The sequence below is a fragment of the Parendozoicomonas sp. Alg238-R29 genome, from assembly GCF_947331445.1.
Lineage (GTDB): Bacteria > Pseudomonadota > Gammaproteobacteria > Pseudomonadales > Endozoicomonadaceae > Sansalvadorimonas.
In genome coordinates, this window is sequence record NZ_CAMZOG010000099.1 from 1 (window position 1) to 15,179 (window position 15,179).

14 protein-coding genes, 3 tRNA genes and 1 other RNA gene are annotated in these 15,179 nt (G+C 49.2%); 12 read left to right on the forward strand and 6 right to left on the reverse strand.

The window, feature by feature from the left end; genetic code table 11:
• Nucleotides 1-2 precede the first annotated feature (2 nt).
• The 4 genes from QMA35_RS18700 to QMA35_RS18715 all read left to right on the forward strand — a co-directional run bounded on the left by QMA35_RS18700 (nucleotide 3) and on the right by QMA35_RS18715 (nucleotide 1,814).
• Nucleotides 3-79, forward strand: a tRNA-Arg gene (locus tag QMA35_RS18700).
• A 183-nt stretch (nucleotides 80-262) separates the two neighbouring features.
• Nucleotides 263-339: transfer RNA gene (locus tag QMA35_RS18705), tRNA-Arg, on the forward strand.
• A 5-nt stretch (nucleotides 340-344) separates the two neighbouring features.
• A tRNA-Arg gene (locus tag QMA35_RS18710) sits at nucleotides 345-421 on the forward strand.
• 124 nt (nucleotides 422-545) lie between these two features.
• Nucleotides 546-1,814 (forward strand): uracil-xanthine permease family protein, encoded by a 1,269-nt coding sequence (locus tag QMA35_RS18715; protein WP_281648673.1) that lies wholly within the window; start codon nucleotides 546-548, stop codon nucleotides 1,812-1,814.
• A gap of 42 nt (nucleotides 1,815-1,856) precedes the next feature.
• Here QMA35_RS18715 and QMA35_RS18720 read toward each other — a convergent pair whose 3' ends face one another.
• Both QMA35_RS18720 and phrB read right to left on the reverse strand, forming a co-directional pair.
• Entirely contained in the window at nucleotides 1,857-2,171 is a 315-nt protein-coding gene (locus QMA35_RS18720; protein WP_281648674.1) for a c-type cytochrome, read from the reverse strand.
• Nucleotides 2,172-2,176: 5 nt separating this feature from the next.
• On the reverse strand, nucleotides 2,177-3,613 hold the full coding sequence (gene phrB / locus QMA35_RS18725) for a deoxyribodipyrimidine photo-lyase (RefSeq protein ID WP_281648675.1): 1,437 nt from the start codon (nucleotides 3,611-3,613) through the stop codon (nucleotides 2,177-2,179).
• 109 nt (nucleotides 3,614-3,722) lie between these two features.
• Here phrB and QMA35_RS18730 point away from each other — a divergent pair, with 109 nt between their 5' ends.
• The gene (locus QMA35_RS18730; RefSeq protein WP_281648676.1) at nucleotides 3,723-4,640 is read left to right on the forward strand and encodes a TIGR01777 family oxidoreductase; all 918 of its coding nucleotides are present in this window, start codon (nucleotides 3,723-3,725) and stop codon (nucleotides 4,638-4,640) included.
• On the opposite strand, the gene QMA35_RS18735 is transcribed toward QMA35_RS18730, so the two are convergent.
• Nucleotides 4,629-5,336 carry an NUDIX hydrolase gene (locus QMA35_RS18735; protein ID WP_281648677.1) on the reverse strand — a complete coding sequence of 236 codons (708 nt, stop codon included), beginning with the start codon at nucleotides 5,334-5,336 and terminating at the stop codon, nucleotides 4,629-4,631. The two genes, QMA35_RS18730 and QMA35_RS18735, sit on opposite strands and share 12 nt — an antisense overlap.
• Before the next feature lie 92 nt (nucleotides 5,337-5,428).
• On the opposite strand from QMA35_RS18735, the gene QMA35_RS18740 reads away from it, so the two are divergent.
• The 6 genes from QMA35_RS18740 to recR all read left to right on the forward strand — a co-directional run bounded on the left by QMA35_RS18740 (nucleotide 5,429) and on the right by recR (nucleotide 10,716).
• Nucleotides 5,429-6,109: an isochorismatase family protein gene (locus QMA35_RS18740; RefSeq protein WP_281648678.1), complete on the forward strand. Its 681-nt coding sequence runs from the start codon at nucleotides 5,429-5,431 to the stop codon at nucleotides 6,107-6,109.
• Nucleotides 6,110-6,181: 72 nt separating this feature from the next.
• Nucleotides 6,182-7,360, forward strand: a complete 1,179-nt coding sequence (gene pncB, locus QMA35_RS18745; RefSeq protein ID WP_281648679.1) for a nicotinate phosphoribosyltransferase — start codon at nucleotides 6,182-6,184, stop codon at nucleotides 7,358-7,360.
• Between the two features lie 110 nt (nucleotides 7,361-7,470).
• Nucleotides 7,471-7,568, forward strand: an RNA gene (gene ffs / locus QMA35_RS18750) — signal recognition particle sRNA small type.
• 150 nt (nucleotides 7,569-7,718) lie between these two features.
• Nucleotides 7,719-9,716 carry a DNA polymerase III subunit gamma/tau gene (dnaX, locus tag QMA35_RS18755; RefSeq protein WP_281648680.1) on the forward strand — a complete coding sequence of 666 codons (1,998 nt, stop codon included), beginning with the start codon at nucleotides 7,719-7,721 and terminating at the stop codon, nucleotides 9,714-9,716.
• 30 nt (nucleotides 9,717-9,746) lie between these two features.
• Nucleotides 9,747-10,073, forward strand: a complete 327-nt coding sequence (locus QMA35_RS18760) for a YbaB/EbfC family nucleoid-associated protein (RefSeq protein WP_281648681.1) — start codon at nucleotides 9,747-9,749, stop codon at nucleotides 10,071-10,073.
• Between the two features lie 40 nt (nucleotides 10,074-10,113).
• On the forward strand, nucleotides 10,114-10,716 hold the full coding sequence (recR, locus tag QMA35_RS18765; RefSeq protein WP_281648682.1) for a recombination mediator RecR: 603 nt from the start codon (nucleotides 10,114-10,116) through the stop codon (nucleotides 10,714-10,716).
• A 77-nt stretch (nucleotides 10,717-10,793) separates the two neighbouring features.
• Here the strand turns inward: recR and QMA35_RS18770 are convergent, their stop codons facing one another.
• The 3 genes from QMA35_RS18770 to QMA35_RS18780 form a co-directional block, all read right to left on the reverse strand.
• Nucleotides 10,794-11,795 (reverse strand): hypothetical protein, encoded by a 1,002-nt coding sequence (locus QMA35_RS18770; protein ID WP_281648683.1) that lies wholly within the window; start codon nucleotides 11,793-11,795, stop codon nucleotides 10,794-10,796.
• Between the two features lie 103 nt (nucleotides 11,796-11,898).
• Nucleotides 11,899-12,393 carry a hypothetical protein gene (locus QMA35_RS18775; protein ID WP_281648684.1) on the reverse strand — a complete coding sequence of 165 codons (495 nt, stop codon included), beginning with the start codon at nucleotides 12,391-12,393 and terminating at the stop codon, nucleotides 11,899-11,901.
• 104 nt (nucleotides 12,394-12,497) lie between these two features.
• Nucleotides 12,498-14,537, reverse strand: coding sequence for a hypothetical protein (locus QMA35_RS18780; RefSeq protein ID WP_281648685.1), 2,040 nt, complete (start codon nucleotides 14,535-14,537; stop codon nucleotides 12,498-12,500).
• A gap of 149 nt (nucleotides 14,538-14,686) precedes the next feature.
• Here QMA35_RS18780 and QMA35_RS18785 point away from each other — a divergent pair, with 149 nt between their 5' ends.
• On the forward strand, nucleotides 14,687-15,118 hold the full coding sequence (locus tag QMA35_RS18785; protein WP_281648686.1) for a hypothetical protein: 432 nt from the start codon (nucleotides 14,687-14,689) through the stop codon (nucleotides 15,116-15,118).
• Nucleotides 15,119-15,179 lie beyond the last annotated feature (61 nt).

Sequence of the window (15,179 nt, forward strand, 5' to 3'; positions counted from 1 at the left end):
CCGCGTCCTTAGCTCAGCTGGATAGAGTACCTGGCTACGAACCAGGCGGTCGGAGGTTCGAATCCTCCAGGACGCGCCATCTTCTTTTTTTAAACATCTTGTCTCAATCTCCCCCCTCTTTTGAGAACGCCGATACGTTATTCGTATCGGCTTTTTTGTGTTGGTTACGCAGTAAGTCTGTGAGGGGGAGTTGAAGTTGAGGTTCACGGTATTTTCTGTTGACTCTGGGTAAGCGAATCCCTATAGTTTGCCGCCGTTGAATGCGTCCTTAGCTCAGCTGGATAGAGTACCTGGCTACGAACCAGGCGGTCGGAGGTTCGAATCCTCCAGGACGCGCCATTTACGCGCTCATAGCTCAGCTGGATAGAGTACCTGGCTACGAACCAGGCGGTCGGAGGTTCGAATCCTCCTGAGCGCGCCATATATTCCATCATACCTGGCAACAGTCTGTTGCGTAGGGGAGCTCATTCTATCGAGCTCCCTTTGCCGTTCCCTAATAAATGAAAGCTCGCTAAAATCGCTTATAAAAAAGGGATCGGATACCCATGACAAATAATCACCCTGGGACCCCATCTGCGGATGAGTGGTCTGTGTTCAGGCAGGCGCTTATGGGCGGACAAATGTTGTTCGTTGCCTTTGGTGCTCTTGTTCTTGTTCCTCTTCTTACCGGCCTTGATGCTAATGTTGCCTTTTTTACCGCCGGTGCTGGTACTCTGATTTTTCAGCTTGTGACTCGTCGTCAGGTGCCTATCTTTCTTGCTTCTTCCTTTGCTTTTATCGCTCCCATCAGTTTTGGTGTGGCCGAATGGGGGCTTTCTGCAACTATGGGCGGTCTTGCTGCGGCTGGCTTGCTTTATGTGGTTTTAAGTCTTGTGGTTCGTCTGCGGGGCAGTGGCATTCTCTATCGTATGTTTCCGCCGGTTGTTGTTGGGCCGGTGATTATGGTGATTGGCTTGGGGCTGGCTCCGGTGGCCGTAAACATGGCCAATGGCTCGGCGAACCCTTCGATTGACCCGCAAACTTCTATGATTCTGGCTGGTGTTTCCCTTATAGCCACGCTGATAGCGGCGGTTGTGGCAAAGGGGTTGATTAAGCTGATTCCTATTCTATGCGGCATTATTGTTGGATACTCCACGGCTTTGGCAATGGGAGTTGTGAACTTTGAGCCGGTTGCTCAGGCCGCATGGTTTGCGGTCCCTTCGTTTACCGCGCCGGAATTTAATATCAACGCTATCCTGTTTATGCTCCCTGTCGCTATTGCTCCAGCTATTGAGCATATTGGCGATATGCTGGCGATTAGTTCTGTGACTGGTAAGGATTACCTTAAGAAGCCTGGCTTGCAGAACACGCTTATGGGAGATGGTCTGGCAACGTCGTTTGCTTCTCTGCTTGGTGGCCCACCAAACACAACTTACTCTGAAGTGACTGGCGCGGTTATGCTGACCAAGGCTTACAATCCGGCCATTATGACCTGGGCCGCCTGTATTGCTATTGTTGTGGCTTTCATTGGTAAAGTTGGTGGATTGTTGGCAACCATTCCAACGCCGGTGATGGGTGGAATCATGGTTCTGCTGTTTGGTTCTATTGCAGTTGTTGGCTTGAGTACCCTGATCAAAGCGCGTGTAGATCTGAGCCTTCCGCGCAATCTGGTGATTGTTGCTCTGGTTCTGGTATTTGGGCTGGGTAATCTGTCTGTGGAAATCTTTGGTCTGACTCTGAAAGGCGTCAGCCTTTGCGCAGTAGCAGCTGTTCTTCTTAATCTGTTGCTGCCTCATGTGGATGGTGAGGATCAATACCAGTCGCGGAAAGTTTGATTCTGTTCTCCTGTTCCGGGCTCACCCAACCGGGATAGGAGGCTATTTGAATTGGCTGAAATAGGTGGCCAGAGTTTCAATCTCCTGATCGGTGAGTGAATACGTCATCATAGCCATAGTAGGATTTTTCTTTTCCCCGCTTCTGTAAGCATTAATTTTTTCAATCAGCTGTTCCTGAGTTTGCCCTGCTAGCCTGGGGCCTTTCATTGTTGTATTTCCCTGCCCCTTGGTGCCATGACAACTGGCGCAGCCTTTCATTTGTATTAACTGCAGCTGTCGTTCATGATCTGGCGTGGCTAAAGCCATGGTTGATGTTAAGAGTGTTGTTGTGGCTAATGCTGTTAGTTTTTTTATCACTCGATTTATCCATTCTTCAGAGCTTTGAAGGCTTCAATGGTAGCTGCTCTTGCCTGTTTGTGATCGACAAGTGGCTTAGGGTAAGCGCTTTCATCGTAAAACAGTGAGCCATTGGCAGCAGGGTCGTGAATAGTTTTGTCATCTACTGATGCCAGCTCTGGTAACCACTTTCGCAGGAATGTTCCTTGAGGGTCAAACTTTTGGGACTGGCTGACTGGATTGAATATACGGAAGTAAGGTGCGGCATCAGTACCGGTGCTGGCGGCCCATTGCCAGCCGCCATTGTTGGATGCCAGATCGCCATCGATCAGGTGCTCCATAAAAAACTTCTCGCCAAGTCGCCAGTCAAGCATTAGATCTTTGCTGAGATACATGGCGACAACCATTCTAAGACGATTATGCATCCAGCCGGTTTCCACAAGTTGTTTCATGGCAGCATCAACAATAGGAACACCTGTTTGTCCTTTTTGCCATTTTTCCAAATGTTCGGCATTTTTGTTCCAGGCTATGAATTCTGTTTCAGCCTGAAAGGCTCTGTGTCTGCTTACCCGGGGAAATTGCATAAGGATATGTCGATAAAACTCCCTCCATGCCAGCTCGCTGACCCAGCAGCATAGCCCTTCATTGCCAGTATCGAGTTCACCATTGTTTTCGGCAACTGCAGCTGAAAAACATTGCCGTATGGATAAAACTCCAGCAGTCAGCCAGGGAGAAATTGAGCTGGTTCCCGTTAGAGCAGGGTAATCACGGTTTTTCTTATAAGTGGCCGACTTTTCCTGAATGAATTTTTTAAGAGTCTTGTGGGCGGACTTTTCTCCGGCAGGCCAGTTTTTATCAATGTGTTTTGCGGTTGGCCGAAGTTGAGGAAGAGGGTTGCACTCTGGGATGTTGGTGAGAGGTGCTTGCTTGACCGGAGGGGGAAGAGGTTGCCACTGTTCAGGAGAAATTTGGCTGTAAAGTGCTTTCCGGAACGGGGTGAAAACTTTGTAGGGTAATCCCTGTTTGTTAAGTACGGAGCCGGGAGGAAGTAGAGTGTCGTCATCAAACTGATGGCAGGCTAACCCAGCATCGTTGCAGGCTTTGGCGACATTTCTATCCCTTTGCTGTTCATTAGCTTCATGCACATTGTTAAACCAAACCGCTTCGCAATTTAAATCCTGAGCCAGCTTGGTAATAAGTTTTGGTGCTTGATTAAAGTCCTGAAGATTTTCGGTAACTAAAGAAATATTAAGGGTCTCAAGGTTTTTCTCCAGAGCTTCCAGATTTTTATGCCAGAACCAGATTTTATTGGGACTATCGTTATGTTTCTGCCATTGTTTTTCAAATGACAGCCACAGGCAAATAACTGGCCCTTGCAGGCTGGCGTAGTAGAGAGCCTTGTTATCTCTACTGCGTAAATCTCTGCGCAGCCAGACTAATTGTAATTTCTTGGATGGTGTCATCACTCAAAGCCTGTGGTCTGTTCTACCTGATATGTTTTCAGAGTTGTAATCTGTACAGGGTCTGCTTACGTAAACTATAGCTTTGTGGTTCAAGTGCAAGAGGCAATGTATGGCTGGTAGTGAGAAAGGGAAAACTCTGTTGTTAACCGGAGGGACAGGCTTTATTGGTCGGTTCCTGGTGCCAGCGTTGCTTGCCGATGGCTGGAGCGTTGTGGTGCTGAGCCGACAGGCACCTGAGGCTGTAGCTGCTCTTCTTGGATCATCAGTGAAAAGTATCAGTCATCTTGAACAGTGGGTTAGCGATAAGGGGCCAGATGCCTGCATTAACCTGGCAGGTGAAGGTGTTCTGGATCGCCGCTGGAGTGCGCAACGTAAACAGCTCCTGAGGCGGAGTCGCATTGACCTTACCCGTGATCTGGTGAGCTGGCTCAATCATTTTTCCTCTCCCGCCAAAGTATTTCTCAGTGGCTCTGCAGTTGGTTTTTACGGTGTGGAGCGGGGGAGTGAACCTCTCTCTGAAAGCGTGCCTGCCGGTGATGACTTTGCTGCACAGCTCTGCAAGGGTTGGGAGGGTGAGGCACGAAAGATAAACAATGAAACGCGACTGTGTTTGCTTCGCACTGGTGTTGTGCTCCATAGTCAGAATGGAGCGTTGGCTCGTATGTTACCCCCATTCCGTTTGGGGCTGGGAGGAATGGTGGGTTCCGGAAAGCAGGTGATGCCCTGGATACATATCGAAGATATGGTGCGTGGCATTGTCTACTTGCTGAATTCTGATGCCCGCGGTCCCTTTAATTTTGTAGCGCCACAATCACTGTCTAATCGTGAATTTACGCGAACTTTGGGCAGTGTTCTACATCGGCCAGTTGTTTTTACTATGCCTGCTCCCGTGCTCCGGTTTTTATTGGGGGAGGGGGCGGTTTTATTGTTGGAAGGGCAGAATCCCGTGCCTGCTGGTTTAGAAAAAGCAAACTTTTGCTTTAACCATCCGGAGCTTGACTCTGCTCTTACAAATCTATTGAGTTGATTCGTAGAGGCGGTTAAACAGGCGGTTTTGGTTGCCTTTCTTCAAATGGTACAAGCTGGCTGGCCTGTTGCTGCCGTAACGCTTTTTACCAGTATCCTCCACAATATCTCCGTTGCCAAAGCGGTTGCGGATAGACCGCATTGGAGGAGATTTACCAAGTACCCCCTGAAAAACATCACGGATATCTGCCAGCGTGAAGGCTTCAGGCAGAAGGTATAAGGGTAGTGTTGTGTATTGGATTTTGTTGCACAGTCTTTCAATGGCGGACTTCAGTAATCTTTGGTGGTCGTAAGCCAAGTCTGGCAACTGCAAATTGCAGCAGGTGCCAACATCAAGCCACTGGGCATCCGGTGTATCCAGCTCAGGTTCATTTCTAAGTAGGGCGAAATAGACAACAGTTAATGACCATCCGCGACTGTCTCGCAAACTGTTGCCGATAGTTTCAACCTGCTCAAGCCATGACGGCTCAGCCTGAGTCAGTATCTTGAGCTGGCGACGGGCAGTCTGCTCCAGTTGTTCATCGAGGGTTGGATCAATTCGTCCTGCTGGCAAAGCTCGATCATGTTTGGCGCGTGGGTGTCGGGCAGCGGAGGTTAAAACCTGTAGTCGGCCACTGTTGAGGCGCAATGCGACAATATCTACAGAAATAAGGGCCATTGACAATGGCGATGTGGTTTCAAGCAGGTTTTCACTCATAACAGAATCGAGCAAATCTCCAAGTCATTGTGATCCAGTCTTATAAAAACACATGATCTGACATCTTGACAGCTTTTGGAATCAGTTTCACTATGTTAGTGAATGTAGTTCACTTTGTAGAGTTCGGCATGTTGAGCCTGGGATCAAAAAGAAAAATTGCGGCATTTGATGTGGATGCCCAGAACTGTTTTACCGAGCTTTGCCCGGCAGAGTTGCCCGTGGCTGGCGGTCAGGGGATTGTTGGAGAGTTAAATGCTCAGGCTGAACTTGCATTTTTCAGAGTGGGTTCAAAGGATTCCCACCCTGTAGAAGCTGTTTGGGAAGCAACACCGGATGCTCCCATGCTGACTCCTGTTGATGGTGACAATGTTGACGTGCGCTGGCCGCGCCATGGTGTTCCAGGAACATTGGGTTTTGAGCTTCTTGATGGTTTGCCTGCGGTGAAGGATTACGATTATTTCGTTTGGAAGGGGGTTGAGCCAGATATGCATCCCTATGGTGCTTGCTTCCATGATCTGGCTGATCAGCGCAGTACTGGTGTCATCGAGTTCTTACGAGATAGGGGCATTGAAACTGTCATAGTTGGTGGCCTGGCTCTGGACTACTGCGTAAAAATCACGGTACTGCAATTGATCAAGGGGGGCTTTGAGGTTGTGCTGAATCTTGCAGCAACCCGAGGGTTGGCGCCGGAGTCGTCAAAAACAGCTCTTGTTGAGCTTGAGCGTGCTGGTGTGAAAATTGTAGAAAATGCTGGCAGCTTGTCAGTGAATTGACTTTACGTGCATCTGACTTTTCAGGTGTGATTATTGAAAACGAGTGGTTCTGCCACTCTTGGCTGTTGTTGTATGTCATCTGATCCCATTATTACCTCGCTGCTTGATACTGACTATTACAAGCTGACCATGCAGCAGGGCATTTTTCATCATTACCCGACAGCGGTTGTGGATGCACGCTTTCATTGTCGTACGCCTGTTGACCTGACACCTCTGAGTGATGAGGTACGTGAGCAGATAAGGCATCTTGCCGATCTGCGGCTCGATGGTAGGGAGCAAAGGTGGCTGGAGGTCAGCGGCGTTTTTCAGGCAGATTATCTGGACTGGCTTGCCGAGCAGCGGCTTGACCCTGAGAAGGTTGATGTTCAGATCTCTCCAAAAGGTTTGCAGATCAATGTGCGCGGCTCCTGGCTGGAAGTTACACTCTTTGAAGTCTATATCCTTGCTATTGTCAGTGAACTTTATGGCCGCCACTTGCAAGCGGGCGCTTGCCTTGCTCTAGCGCGAGAAAACCTTGATGCCAAACTGAACTGGCTTGATGCGCATTTCGATGCGGATGAAGAGTTCCACTTTGTCGATTTTGGTACCCGTCGCCGCTTCAGTTCTGAGTGGCACCAGAAGTTGCTGGAAACTCTTGTTAAGAGAGAGTCAACTCACTTGATGGGAACCAGCAATATTATGTTGGCGCAAAGGCTTGGCCTGCAGCCGGTTGGAACAATGGGGCATGAATGGTTGCAGGCTCATCAGGCACTGGTGGATGATCTTGCATCGAGTCAACGTAAGGCGCTGGAAGTCTGGTATCAGGAATATCAGGGTAAACTTGGTATTGCTCTGACGGACACAATAAGCATGTCTGCATTTCTCAGGGATTTTGATCGGGAGCTGGCTCTTTGTTATTCCGGTCTGCGCCATGACTCTGGTGATCCTGTTGAATGGGGAGAGCAAGCTCTCAAACACTTTGAGCTGCTGGATATTGATCCTGCCAATCAGGTGTTGGTGTTCAGCGATGGGCTGAACTTTACCAAGGCGTTAGATATTCACCGGCACTTCCGGGGGCGTATTGCCACCAGTTTTGGTATTGGCACCTGGCTGACAAATGATGTGGGCGGCTGCCCACTGAACATGGTTTTGAAACTCGTATCCTGCAATGGTCAGCCAGTTGCGAAAATTTCTGATGCGCCGGGCAAGACCATGTGTCTCGATAAAGGTTATGTTGAAAACCTGAAGCGCGTTTACTCATTGGCATCTTAATGAGCTGTAAGAAATAATCGTTTCCCTCTTGCAAAAGTGGTCGGGTTTATGGAGAATGCGACCGCGTTCGGGCAGGTTTTTCTTGTTTCGAATCTCGCGATGGCGGACTCTGTCGGTCCCCCCGCAATGAGCAGCTGTGAACTCCGCCAGGCCCGGAAGGGAGCAACGGTAGCAGTGCGCACATGTGCCGGGGTGTTGGCTGGCAGGGGACGCCTCCATTTTTCCCGCTTTACATTCTTATTTTCCTGAATTGTTTCCTTTGTGTTTGATCGTATCGTGCATCCTCGCATCAACTCGGTTAGCATATAATCCTGTTTTTTCTTCTTCGAGCAGCTAACTGAATGGTGGCAAATAACCCATGAGTTATCAGGTGCTTGCGCGCAAATGGCGGTCCCGTACCTTCAAGGAACTGGTGGGTCAGGTTCACGTTCTGCAGGCGCTGGTGAATGCCCTCGACAATGACCGGCTACACCATGCTTACCTGTTTACCGGCACCCGGGGCGTTGGTAAGACCAGTATTGCCCGTATTCTGGCGAAATGCCTGAACTGCGAAACCGGGGTTACTTCTGAACCTTGTGGTGAGTGTTCCGCCTGCCGGGAAATTGATGAAGGTCGTTTTGTTGATTTGATTGAAGTCGACGCGGCCAGCCGTACCCGTCTGGAAGATACCAAAGAGCTGCTTGATAACGTTCAGTATGCACCGACTCGTGGCCGCTTCAAGGTGTACCTGATTGACGAGGTGCACATGCTCAGCACCCACAGCTTCAACGCTTTGTTGAAAACTCTGGAAGAGCCACCCCCTCATATCAAATTTTTGTTGGCGACCACTGACCCCCACAAACTGCCGATTACCATTCTTTCCCGCTGCCTTCAGTTCAGCCTGAAAAATATGCAACCCGAGAAGGTTGTTGAGCATTTGCAACATGTTCTGGATTGCGAAAAAGTAGGCTATGAGTTGCCTGCTCTCTGGCAGCTTGGTCGTGCTGCTGATGGCAGTATGCGTGATGCTTTGAGTCTGACAGATCAGGCGATTGCCTACTGTGGCGATAAGCTCACCAGCCAGGCTGTAACAGCTATGCTGGGAACTATCGATCAGGATCAGGTTTATCGGGTTCTCGATGCTCTGGTGGCTGGGCAGGCGAGCGCAGTTTTGGATGCGGTGAGTGAACTGGCAGAGCACAGCCCAGATTATATTGCCGTGCTGGGGGATATGCTTTCTGCCCTCCATAGAATTGCATTAGCACAGGCTGTACCGGATGTTGTGGATAACAGTCAGGGCGATCGCGAGCGAATTCTCGAACTGGCAGGCAAAGTGACGGCTGAGGATATTCAGCTGTATTACCAGACCGGCATGATTGGTCGCCGGGATTTGCCTTTGGCTCCAGACCCCAGAGCCGGGTTTGAAATGGTTCTGCTGCGGATGCTGGCCTTCCGTCCGGATGGCGTGCCTACTGCTCCTCAGCAAGCCTTGCCAGGTGGTGGCTCTAATGATGTTTCCCAACGGGAACCCCGGAAAGCTCAGGAATCATCAGCCCCAACCTCCGAGTCAAGAGACGAGCCGGAGGAACCGGAGCCTGTCGCGCAAGCGCAAATAGTTGAGCCGGCTCCAGCCCCGGAACCAGCTCAGCCTGATGCGCCTTCAGAACCGGTATCTGTTCAGGATGCGATGCCTGCGCCAGCATCTGACTTGCAGCCCCCCCCTTGGGATGAGCCCGTGGCCGATGTTGTGGAAGAACCCGTGGTTGCTGAAGCGCCCCCACTGGATCTCTATGACTCTGAGCCTGTTTCTGAGCCAGATATCGGAAGCATACCGGAGCTTTCTCCAGAGTCTATGGGTGCTCCTCCTGTTAATGTGCCCGTTATGCAGCAGGTATCTGCCGTTGTTCCAGACCCGATAGGGGGGGCGACGCTAGCTGTTCAGGGCAGTGTTCCTGCTATTACTGAAGAAGAGCGAATTCCCCTCGCTAACTTAAAGATCAGCGACTGGATTCCTCTGAGTCAAACGCTGGGTATGGGCGGTGTCACTGGCGCAATTGTTTCCCACTGTGAACTGGTAAGTTGCGATGGGGACAAACTGTTGCTGCGCCTCGATAAAGAGCACGACACACTCTACAACGACAATCACCGGCAGCGTATTCAGACAGCGCTGAACCAGTATTTTGGGGAAGATATTTCTCTGGAAGTAGAAACCGGGGATATTGCTACAGAAACCCCGGCGGCCTGGCGTGAACGACGCAGGCTGGAACGCTTGGCAGCTGCACGACAAAGCTTTCTTACTGACGACCGGATACAGGCCCTTGTGCAGGCATTTTCCGGTCGCATACTTGAACAAACTATTGAGCCGGTTGGTTCATAAACATTTGATATTTAGCAAGACGAGGTTGTTATGCTGAAGGGTGGTATGGGTGGCCTGATGAAACAGGCTCAGCAGATGCAAGAGCAGATGCAGAAAATGCAGGAAGAGCTGGCCAACGCAGAAGTGACCGGTGAAGCTGGCGCTGGCTTGGTGAAGGTGACCATGACTGGTCGTCACGACGTTCGTCGCATTGAGATTGATCCTTCCCTGATGGAGGATGAGAAAGAAATACTGGAAGACCTGATTGCCGCTGCAGTAAACGACGCAGTTCGCAAGATTGAAAAAAATCAACAGGATCGTATGGCCGATATGACTGGTGGCATGGGCTTGCCGGCCGGCTTCAAGATGCCATTCTGAGAATAATAAGTAAGATGAATCAGGGAGGTGGTTCGATAGCATGTCATTCAGCCCGTTGATTGTTCAATTGATGGAGTCTTTGCAATGCCTGCCGGGTGTTGGTCCGAAATCAGCCCAGAGAATGGTATTGCATTTGCTGGAACGGGATCGGGAAGGTGCAGCAAAGCTGTCTTCCGCTTTGAAGGAAGCTGTGGACGGTGTTGGTCACTGCCAGCGTTGCCGCACCTTAACGGAAAAAGATATCTGTGATATCTGCACCCGTCCTGAACGTGGAACTGGACAATTGTGTGTGGTGGAAACCCCTGCTGATGTTCTGGCTATTGAGCAGGCTGGAGGGTTTCAGGGACGTTATTTTGTTCTTATGGGGCATTTGTCGCCCATTGACGGTATTGGCCCTGATGATATTGGTGTTGATCAGTTGCTTGCACAGGTTGCAGGTGACGGTATTAAAGAAGTTATCCTGGCCACCAATCCTACGGTGGAAGGTGAAGCTACCGCTCACTATATTGCGTCTGGCTTGCGGGAGAAGGGTGTGAAAGTTTCCCGCATTGCCCATGGGGTTCCTCTTGGTGGTGAGTTGGAATATATCGATGGCGGTACACTGATGCATGCGTTTGCTGGTCGCCGCGAACTGGTTGATTGATGTCCTTCTTCCCTGAATAAAAAAGGCCCGAAGCTTTTACAGCTTCGAGCCTTTTTGTTTGCACTGACTTTTTAGGTTTATTGCCACTCTTTCAGCAGACGTGCTGCCTTGGCAATATCCAGACTCTCTTCGGCGTGAACCGGGGTCATTTCAACCGCTTCTTTCAGATAAGAAATGGCTTCATCTTTTTTGTCGTCACCGTAAACCCGAACAAGAGCGATAGCGTACTCCAGACGAGTCACTGGCAGAGCCGGTTCTACCGCAAGGGCAACACCAAAGTACTTTTCCATGTCGTCAGTGGTGGCACCGTATGTCATACGAGCCAGAAACTTGCTGCCGGACTTCTCAACAATGCCTGCATGCAAACCACCCAAAGAGGCGTAGCCATACATGTGCTCAGGATAGAGTGATACCAGGTTTTCCAAATCGTGTTTCATAGGCTTGGTATAGCCAGTTGCCAGAGCTTTGGTCATGGAAAGATCTTCAGAGATCCGGGCTTTGGCGTAGGCGCTGCCAAACAAAATGAAAGGGTAATTGGGGACATAGCTTTCCATACGCTTTGTGGTATCGATAACTTCACGAAGCATGTCGTGCTTTTCTTCCTGGCTCTTAGCGAGATGTTGAGCATAGATGGATTGGGCATACAGGCCAGGAATATAACCCATCGGTCCGAGCTGCATTCCCAACTCTCTGGCTTCCTGGAACTTTCCTTCAAACAGGTAGCGCCAGGTTTGCTGAATCAGTTCAGAATAAAACTGGTAATCCTTCTCCGTGAGTTGCTTAGGGATTTCATAATCAATTCCCATATTAGAGGCATTGGCTCTTAACTCTTTAACAGAAAGTGCCATAGCTTCCGGGAAACGCTCTCCCATGGATTTGATATAAGCAACGTCGGGGAAAGGTTCTTTAGTGCCACGGGTAAGAGTGGGCCAGTTCTCTTTCAGCTTGTCGCCACTGTAATCGAATGTTGTCAGCTCATCCGGATAGCTGTTCCAGTCTTTTGTCTGGTTAGCCTGAATGAGTGTTGAGAAAGCCAGCAAGCAGCTGGCCATCAGTACAAAAAATCTTTGCTTGAGCATGGAGGGATCCTGCGCACTGTTATTGTTTGTTGTTATTTAGCACTCGCTGGAAATCCTACCACGGGGTTTTGTTGCACAATTGACCGATTTGACAGGTCGACAGTTACTCCAGAGTAATATGGTTGGTATTAGGGGGAGGTGGGGGAGGTGTATCGTCCTGATCAAACAGGTAGCCTTTTTGCTCCTTCAGGGAGAAGTGGTTGGTGTCTGGCATAGGTGGAACGGGAATCTCTTCATGAGGGTTTACGTCTGCGCCTACAGGAGCAATAGAAAGACTGCCTTCTTCTGGCTTCGCCTTTGGTGAGAGTTTTGGCGCAGGTTCTTTGGATTTGGTTTTTGGAGAAGCGGGTTGCGGTGCAGGTTTCTGCTGCATGGCTCGCAGGGAGCAGACAAGCCCGGCAGATTTGAGTTTGGTGAGATAAGATTCCGCAGTTGCTTTGTCCAGATTGTTCTTGAGAACCACAGGAGAGCCGGAAAAAAGTTTTTCCAACTGGGCTGGCCCGGCATGGAAGAGTTTTGCGGCGTTAGCGCGGACTTTCTCGAGTGGTGCGCCTGGTGTGGTTTCCCCGGAAAAAACCAGCTCGTATTTTTCTAACATGGGCTTATCTGTCGATTATTTTTTATTCTTTTAACACATATCTGGGGTTGGGATAAGTGTTACCTCGGTTTTATGCCGTTTGAACACGAAAAATAAAACCGGGTTTATTTCACCACTGGAGGTGTTAGCTGAACGTTATGAAGTGCTGTTGTGTCGTAGAGCTTACTTTTTGCAAGTTGCTTGTTAACCAGGCCAGTCAGTTTTTTCAAGGATGTCCAATCGACTTCGCCACCAGCTTTTGCAACTCCTCTTGACGAGTCTAACTCGAACTCAAGTTGCTGTAGTGGTTTGCTAGCTAAAAAATTCTTGGCCGATTTGAGGCTTTTCTTATTGGGGGCGATACTTTCGTATTGTTTCTGAAGGGTTTGAATACTGGATTTAAGGCTTGCGAGCTGATTATCAAGAATCTGCAGGGTTTGGCTTGCGTCTGGAGTTTGTGCCTCAACGTTCTGTGGGGGTTGGAGGCTTGCAATATCTGTTCGGACTGCCGCGAACTTTTGAATGGCTTTATCTATAGCAGATTGATGCATGTCAGGTTGCTCGAAAAGTTTGACCCCCTCTTTGTCAATCGTGGCTGGAGAGAGTGAAAGAACTTTATTTCTTGAAGTTTCAATCTGTTCCTTCACGCTACCAAGGGCCTGAAGAGCTTTCTGGGCCAGTGCTTTACTCTTTTTATTCGCTTTCTTGTTGGCAGCTACCTTTACGAAGTTATCAATTTCTGTGATTTTTGAATCAACGTCATCCAGCTGTGCCTTAAGTCTGTCGGCGACGTCTTTCATTGGGTTTTCTGAAGGGCTAAACGGTGTCTCGGAAAGCTGTTCAGCTTCCCTGAAAGCAGGTGCCGGTTTGCCTTCTGTCCCAGGGATTGGGGAGAGATTTTGCTTTGAAGTTGTTTGTTTCATTGGTTGAACACTGGCAGAGCTGCTAGCTGCACTTCGTTTAGCGGCCAAGGCGCTAAAACGTCTGGGTTGCACTTGAGGCCTGCTCTCTTCAATCTCTTCAAAATTATCACCGTCCCCATCCTTGACATCAGAAATGTCATCCCTCTGCTCCATCATAAATATATGGGGAAGCTGTCGTGAAATAGCTTTCATCGCTTTATCCATTCCACCCTGAACGACAGAAGGTTGATCGAGCAGTTGCATCTCGTGATCGTTTAGGGTGGCTGGAGATAAACCATCCAGAGTCTCCAGGGATTGTTCCGTACGCTGCTGTAAAGCGATTAGCTTTGGAAGGGTTTTTTCAGCAATTTTGAGAGTCTTCGGGTTCCTGGATTTAGACAGGATATCTTTCATGGTTTTAATGTTGTCTTTGATATCTTGAAGCTGGCCTTCCAGTTCATTACGAATTGGTGCCAGTGGATTATCATCGCGGCTAAACGGTGTGTCTGAAAGTTTTTCGGTTTGTATAAAGCCAGTGGGCGCTGATTCAGTGCGAGCAAGCCTTGGTGTGGGTTCGCTTCTTGTTAAATCGGGTGCCGATTGGCTTCTGGAAAATTTCAGTTTGATGTTCTTTAAAGCAGATGCTCCGCGTTCTCTCAAGGATTTGCTTCTAGGACGAAATGATGGCTCTTCTTTTTCCAGATCTTTTCTTGCCTGATCAAGTGATGGATCTCCGCTATTTTCTGATCTCTCAGAAGACGGTGTGGGCATCATGTTTTTAACAAGTTCTTCTTTAATATTACCGAAATTACTGGTCGCATTGCCGGATGCCCTATCTTCCTGAATTTCTTCACGTAGTTTTTGACTTTCTGTTTTCACACTTGGTTGATGTTTATTCTCACCTTCTGTTTGTATTCTCAGAGACGACCGGCTGGCATAAATCTCTTCCCCGTTCTGGGTGCGAGTTCTGGGTTTCGGGGCTGGTTGCTCTTCTGTTTCGGATGTTTTTTTAGCTTCAAACTGCTGGGCTTTTTGTTGGACGCTGGGTAGTACACCGTGGTTTTGGGCAGCTGTTCGAGCCAATACTTTAAGGGATCTTGGCGGAACAGGAGGGCGCTCTGTGCTGATTTTGGCCTTGTCCTGAGGTTCAACCGTTTTAGTGCCGTTTTTGCCTTCCTGGACTTTTGCGCTGTCATCGGACGTTGAATCCACCGGGCTGAGGGTGGATGGGGTTGAGGGTCTTCCTATGCTTCCTGAATCCATGACAACGTCCTTTCTGTCTGAATCAAATAAGTGTGTTCCTGTAACAATTAAGTCTAACAAACAGGCTTTTTATTAAAGGAAGGTCTTTTCATTAGTTTGTAATAGTTCCTTGCTAGCTTATTTCCTCAGGAAATTTGGGAGGAGTGACTATGTCGGTATTGCGCTGGTTTATGGTGTTAATGCTGCTGAGCGGGTTGGCCAGAGGCGAAGATTTGGCGCGGTCTTTGTTTAAGAAACCTGAGGGTGTTCTGTTCACCATGCAGGGGTCAAACACTATCGGTGCCAAGTTGGGGCCAGAGCTGGTCGCAAGCTGGCTGAAGGCCCGCGGATTTAAGGATGTGAATGTTCTCAACACTTCGGTGGTGAACGAGCAGAACATTCTGGCCACCCATATTGCCACCGGGCAGCAGGTTGCAGTGGAGGTAAAGGCTCACGGTTCCTCCAGTGGTTTTAAGGCCATGATGGCTGGACAGGCCGATATTGCGGCGGCATCTCGCCGTATTAAAAAGAAAGAACGGCTGAAGATGATTGATTTTGGTGACCTTCAATCTTCCTCTTCAGAGTACCTGATTACCACCTAACCTCAGCCACGATTCGTAGACTAAACTGACGACGCTGGTTTTCTTATCGAGCGAGGGCGAC